Annotated in this window: 7 protein-coding genes; 6 read left to right on the forward strand and 1 reads right to left on the reverse strand. The window is 62.6% G+C overall.

The annotated features are described in order from the left end of the window. From O7A61_RS30665 to O7A61_RS30675, 3 genes are all read left to right on the forward strand, one after another. The coding region (locus tag O7A61_RS30665; protein ID WP_337132940.1) for a hypothetical protein at positions 1 to 358 on the forward strand (358 nt) is incomplete at its 5' end. A gap of 61 nt (positions 359 to 419) precedes the next feature. After that, a complete protein-coding gene (locus O7A61_RS30670) occupies positions 420 to 1,994 on the forward strand; it encodes a PAN domain-containing protein (protein WP_337132941.1) in 1,575 nt (524 codons plus the stop codon). Between the two features lie 16 nt (positions 1,995 to 2,010). Further along, complete coding sequence (locus tag O7A61_RS30675; protein WP_337132943.1) at positions 2,011 to 2,694, forward strand: hypothetical protein; 684 nt, start codon at positions 2,011 to 2,013, stop codon at positions 2,692 to 2,694. A 425-nt stretch (positions 2,695 to 3,119) separates the two neighbouring features. On the opposite strand, the gene O7A61_RS30680 is transcribed toward O7A61_RS30675, so the two are convergent. Then, positions 3,120 to 3,347, reverse strand: a complete 228-nt coding sequence (locus O7A61_RS30680) for a hypothetical protein (protein ID WP_337132944.1) — start codon at positions 3,345 to 3,347, stop codon at positions 3,120 to 3,122. 25 nt (positions 3,348 to 3,372) lie between these two features. Between O7A61_RS30680 and O7A61_RS30685 the strand changes: the two genes are divergently transcribed. The 3 genes from O7A61_RS30685 (at position 3,373) to O7A61_RS30695 (ending at position 5,717) form a co-directional block, all read left to right on the forward strand. Next, a complete protein-coding gene (locus O7A61_RS30685) occupies positions 3,373 to 4,218 on the forward strand; it encodes a hypothetical protein (protein ID WP_337132945.1) in 846 nt (281 codons plus the stop codon). 266 nt (positions 4,219 to 4,484) lie between these two features. Further along, positions 4,485 to 5,462, forward strand: coding sequence for a hypothetical protein (locus tag O7A61_RS30690; protein ID WP_337132947.1), 978 nt, complete (start codon positions 4,485 to 4,487; stop codon positions 5,460 to 5,462). A 12-nt stretch (positions 5,463 to 5,474) separates the two neighbouring features. Beyond that, complete coding sequence (locus O7A61_RS30695; RefSeq protein WP_337132946.1) at positions 5,475 to 5,717, forward strand: hypothetical protein; 243 nt, start codon at positions 5,475 to 5,477, stop codon at positions 5,715 to 5,717. Positions 5,718 to 5,785: the final 68 nt, after the last annotated feature.

The raw sequence follows: 5,785 nt of genomic DNA on the forward strand, positions 1-5,785 counted from the left end.
GTCCGGGGGTGCGGCCGGCTTCGCGAAGCCGAAGAGCAAGCCGCAGGTGCCCGCGGCGGCGGCGGCCGGCTTCTCGGGACGCTGGGCCGCCAATGCCGACAACATCGCTTACAGCTTCTCGCTCAAGCAGAAGGGCAACAGCGTCTCCGGCAACTATCAGGGCGCCGACGGCAGCGCCGGAAATATCAGTGGCAAGATGAGTGGCAACATTCTGCGCTTCTCCTGGGTCCAGAAGGACGGCGCCCGCGGGAGCGGCAAGTTCGTGCTCGCCGACGACGGCCAGTCGTTCGACGGCACCTACAACTTCTCCAACAACCCCGATGCCGTCGAGGGCAGTTGGAACGGGACGCGGCAATGATCGCGAGGACCAGATGTTTTCGTCGGACGCAGCTTCAACAGGTACCCGAAGGAGTTGAGCCATGTCTTTCGAGCGAACGGCGCGCCGCTTGTGGGGGCTCCTCGCGGTATTGACGCTGATGTCTCTTCCCCAACCAGACCCGGCGCATGCCAGCGACTGCACGTCATTCTCAGGCGTCTGTGTGGATGAGCGCCTGACGTTCAACGGGAACTCACGCGTCCTCGAGATTACCCTGTGGCCAGATGGAAATACTGACGTTTTTAACGTAATCGTGCCCGGACAACCCCAGACGGAATGGAAAACTGGTTCAGTCCTAAGGCTGGCGGTTCAGCCGGATGGCACCGTGAGCTATTCGGCACAGGGTTGCTACGGCGGCAAATATGGACTCTCGTCAAGTTGCGGGAATTGGCGCCAGGTCACGCGACGATTCCCGCCCCTCCATTCTGCCAGCACCGGCGGAAGCGGAGGAGACTCGACTGCCGAAACGGGTGTCGATCGACCGGGACACGATTACGACCGGTTCGACTTGGAGGCTACAATCGCAGGCTTCGGACCCTGCAAATCGGCGTGCGAATCCGACGCAAACTGCAAGGCTTGGACTTACATCAAGCCCGGCGTTCAGGGTCCGAAACCAATATGCTGGCTGAAATCGGCTGTGCCGCCGCCAACGCCGAACGGCTGTTGCGTCTCGGGTGTGAAGGCGGGAACAGCCTCGGCCCCTCCGTCGCCGCCGGAAAAGCCCGTCAAGCACACCGGCAGGAGCAACGCGTGTGTCGCCTATGGCGATCGCATGTCCGCCATTGCCAGCGAGGCGCGCGGCCTTGGCTGTAAATTCGTCCAGACCGCCCCCTGGAACAACCCCCAGGACTATTGGCTGCAGCGATGCGTGGCGCATTCCGGCGACGGTGTCGCCGATTCCGAAGAGGCTAGGTTCAAGCAGCGATTGAACGACTGTAAGGCCGGCGGTGGAAGTAGCGCCGCCGCGGCGGGTGACGGTGGTGGCGGGGCCGATGCCTCCTGCGGCGGGAGGACGGCGACGGTGGTGATCAACCAGCCGGGGCTGGATAAGCTCAATGTCCGCAATGCTCCCGATGGCCAGGTGACCGGCACGGTTCCGGAAGGCCAGGCTGTGTCGGTGGCCGGTCCGTGCGGCAAGACCGGCGGCGCTGCAGGCATCATCGCAAACAAGCAAGGCGGCGGCGATGGCGGTTGGTGCCGGATCAGCGCGCCGGTGTCCGGCTGCGTCTCTGCCCGGTTCCTGAAGTTCGGCGGCGGGGCAGCCGGATTCGCCAAAAGCGCGGCGGGGTTCGCCAAGTCGAAGGGAACGCAGGCATCGGCGAGGGCCGGCTTCGGCGGAAGCTGGAGCGCCAACGCCGATAACGTCGTCTACAGCCTCTCGCTGCAGCAGAACGGCAACGGCGTCTCCGGCCGCTACCAAGGTAATGACGGCAGCGCCGGGCAAATCAACGGCAAGGTGAGCGGCAACGTGCTGCGCTTCTCCTGGGTCCAGAAGGACGGCACCCGCGGCAGCGGCAAGTTCACGCTCTCCAGCGACGGCCAGTCGTTCGCGGGCAACTACAATTTCGGCAACAATCCCGACACCGTCGAAGGCAGCTGGAACGGAACGCGGCAGTAGCCGGGAAAGGCGCCCAATGATAGCCGAAAAAGGCCGAAACGGAGATAGCGGGTGGCGCTCGGGCATCGTCGCGCCGTTCGGATTGGAGCCGCCGATCAAGGCCGCGACTGCCAGGGGGGCGTACGCGACCTTGACGGGATACACCATCGGCCGATTGCTCCTGCCGCCGTTAGTAATGTTTGGGGTTCTCGTGCCATCGGACGTGACAATAGCTGCTAACCTCAAGCTCACATGTGGGCGCGCCGACGTCATGAACCCCAACTGGGCTGTACCGATTACGTTTGTGTACGCAGGGGACGAGGCCGGCCCGGTAACGGTCACCGGACCTTTCGGAAGCTTTTCGATCACCGTTAGACCGCCCGGCGAGGCTCTGGATGGCACCGCCAAAGTCCGCATCAAGCTGCCGGTTCGCGCCGATCTCGAAGCGTACATCGAGAAAAGTCGCGATCCGGCGTCAAATTCCGACGACAACCACGCTTTCCTCACCGCGCGCGATGCGTGCCTGCAGAAGCTCGCCCCGGCACCAAGGGGCGTCGATGTCGTAGCGGGACTGAGGATTGGCCTATTCGCCGACAGGGACGAGTCGAGCGGCGAGGATGCCTTTGTCGATTTCAGGCTCAGATACGATTCGGAAAGCGGGGCGCCGGACGGGGCGATGACCGTGGAGCCTCTCTCAGCTCAGTGCGTGTTGGAAAGGTGACGCGGTCTGGGAACAGATGGCGAGTGGGAGCTTCGCCTCACGACACGTGACGGGATTTCAGCTGCGGTTATCAACACACCAATTCAACCGGTCTTGGAGTGCACAATGCCCCTCATGTCAGTTCTGCGGATATCGGTCGTCGGCCTTATGGTCATGTCATGCGCGGCAATCGTCACCCCGGCATTCGCTCGCGACCGTCCGGGAACGCCGACGGATCCGAGAATAGGGCTATGCGGCGAAACAACATTGGACCTTTGCTTGAGTTGGAAAAATACGGCGGGATCCCTCTTCACGGTCGGCGGAATGCGTCCCGAATTGGTCGGCTTCGAGGTCGAGATGACCAAAAATGGGAACAAGTACGCGCCGCCGGTTTTCTGCGCAGGCGACACGCAACTGGGGCAATGTTGGATACGTTCCTATTTCGATTACCACACGACACCACACCAGGAGGAGACCAGCACAATAAACAATGTCGGCTTCCGGACCTCGGCAGACCCGAACACCAAATACTGCTTCAGGGTCAGGGCACGAAGGAAATCCGACCAAGTTGTTTCAGCGGTTTGGTCCGGCACATCCTGTGTCACGACGCCATCCCAGCCGATCGCTTCACCTCCACCGCCGGAGAAGCCTGTCAAGCACACCGGCAGGGGCAACGCGTGTGTCGCCTATGGCGATCGCATGTCCGCCATTGCCAGCGAGGCGCGCGGCCTTGGCTGTAAATTCGTCCAGACCGCCCCCTGGAACAACCCCCAGGACTATTGGCTGCAGCGATGCGTGGCGCATTCCGGCGACGGTGTCGCCGATTCCGAAGAGGCTAGGTTCAAGCAGCGATTGAACGACTGTAAGGCCGGCGGTGGAAGTAGCGCCGCCGCGGCGGGTGACGGTGGTGGCGGGGCCGATGCCTCCTGCGGCGGGAGGACGGCGACGGTGGTGATCAACCAGCCGGGGCTGGATAAGCTCAATGTCCGCAATGCTCCCGATGGCCAGGTGACCGGCACGGTTCCGGAAGGCCAGGCTGTGTCGGTGGCCGGTCCGTGCGGCAAGACCGGCGGCGCTGCAGGCATCATCGCAAACAAGCAAGGCGGCGGCGATGGCGGTTGGTGCCGGATCAGCGCGCCGGTGTCCGGCTGCGTCTCTGCCCGGTTCCTGAAGTTCGGCGGCGGGGCAGCCGGATTCGCCAAAAGCGCGGCGGGGTTCGCCAAGTCGAAGGGAACGCAGGCATCGGCGAGGGCCGGCTTCGGCGGAAGCTGGAGCGCCAACGCCGATAACGTCGTCTACAGCCTCTCGCTGCAGCAGAACGGCAACGGCGTCTCCGGCCGCTACCAAGGTAATGACGGCAGCGCCGGGCAAATCAACGGCAAGGTGAGCGGCAACGTGCTGCGCTTCTCCTGGGTCCAGAAGGACGGCACCCGCGGCAGCGGCAAGTTCACGCTCTCCAGCGACGGCCAGTCGTTCGCGGGCAACTACAATTTCGGCAACAATCCCGACACCGTCGAAGGCAGCTGGAACGGAACGCGGCAGTAGCCGCATTGCAAGGGGAGGCGACAAGTCATGGGTAGGCTCGAGGCGATCTTTGTGATGCCCTGCATCTATGCGCTTGCGAGCTCACCCGAGCTGGCCGGTGGTTATGATGGGAGCCGCAATGACGCGGCCGGCTCGCGGGTCGGCGTAATCGCTGAAGGCTTAGGTGATCGAAATGGTTGCGCAGAGTTCAACGGTGGCCGTGACGGGCGGACTATGCGGCTCTTCGCGGCTTCCTGCGCTCGCCGCCTTATCCGGAGGGTAGCGTGATGTGGGACTTCTCGGTCGCCAGATCCGGGGCGATCATGCTCAGGACATGGCCATTCATTCTTTTCCGCATGATCGTCTATTTCGCCATGACGCTCGCCTATATAGCGGCGACGGGCGCAGGCGCCAGCATCGGCTGGGGTGTTGGCCACATCTTCGCCGATGGCGGGCCGGAAGGCACCGCCTTTTGCGGCGGCATCCTTGGCTTCGCACTAGTTTCCATCGCAGTCTACTGGATCCGCGAATACGTCCTCTATGTGCTTAAGGCTAGCCACATCGCCGTCATGGTCCATCTGCTCGACGGTCGCGATGTGCCGGGCGGACAGACCCAGATCGCCTATGCGAAAGCGGTCGTGACGCAGCGCTTCGCGGAAGCCAACATCCTCTTCGTCGTCGACCAATTGGTAAAGGGAGCGATCCGCGCCGTCACCAGTCTGCTCGGCGGCATCGCCGCCTTCCTGCCCAGGCTCGACGGGCTGGTGCGCTTCGCCAATACGGTAATCCGCATCTCGCTGACCTATGTCGACGAGATCATCCTCGGCTACAATATCCGCATGGACTCGTCCTCGCCCTTCGAGACTGCCCGGCAGGGCGTGGTGCTTTATGCCCAGAACGGCACGAAGATGGTCAAGAACGCGGTGTGGCTGGCGCTGATCCTGTGGGGCGTCACCTTCGTCATCTTCCTGCTCATGCTGGCACCGGCGGGCGCGGTCGTCTACTTCCTGCCAAGCCATTTAAGCGGCTGGGGCTTCGTTCTGGCCATCGTTTTCGCCTGGGCGCTGAAGGCGGCTTTTGTGGAGCCCTTCGCCATCGCCTCGCTGATGCAGGTTTATTTCAAGACTATCGAGGGCCAGACACCCAATCCCGAATGGGACCACAGGCTCTCCGAGGCGTCGCGCCAGTTCCGCGAGTTGAAAGAAAAGGCGATGTCGCCTTTCGGCGGAAGGCCGGCAGGGCCAGCGCTGCAGCCGAGGATATGAGGGATCAATGTCATGCTGGCATTTATCGGCGGCATCGCTTCGACCACCGTCTTCTACCGCGGCGGCTTCCTTGAGGAGAAAAATAGCTGGACGCTATCAGAGTGCGGGGCTATTCGCCAACGATGGGTGACGTCAGTCGTGGTTGATCGGCAGGGGCCTGCCCCGCTTCACCTGGTTGCGTCCGACGTGCACTATTCTAGAGCGTCGGATGCTCAGGTTGAATCGCGAGGGATTCCGATGATGTCGGGTTTGTGATTCACTTCCGTATGGAGGTGATTTGCCATGCCCAAGCCCTATTCGCTCGATTTGCGTGAACGTGTGGT

It is taken from the genome of Mesorhizobium sp. Cs1321R2N1, from assembly GCF_037179725.1.
In the GTDB taxonomy this organism is placed as follows: Bacteria; Pseudomonadota; Alphaproteobacteria; order Rhizobiales; family Rhizobiaceae; genus Mesorhizobium; species Mesorhizobium salmacidum.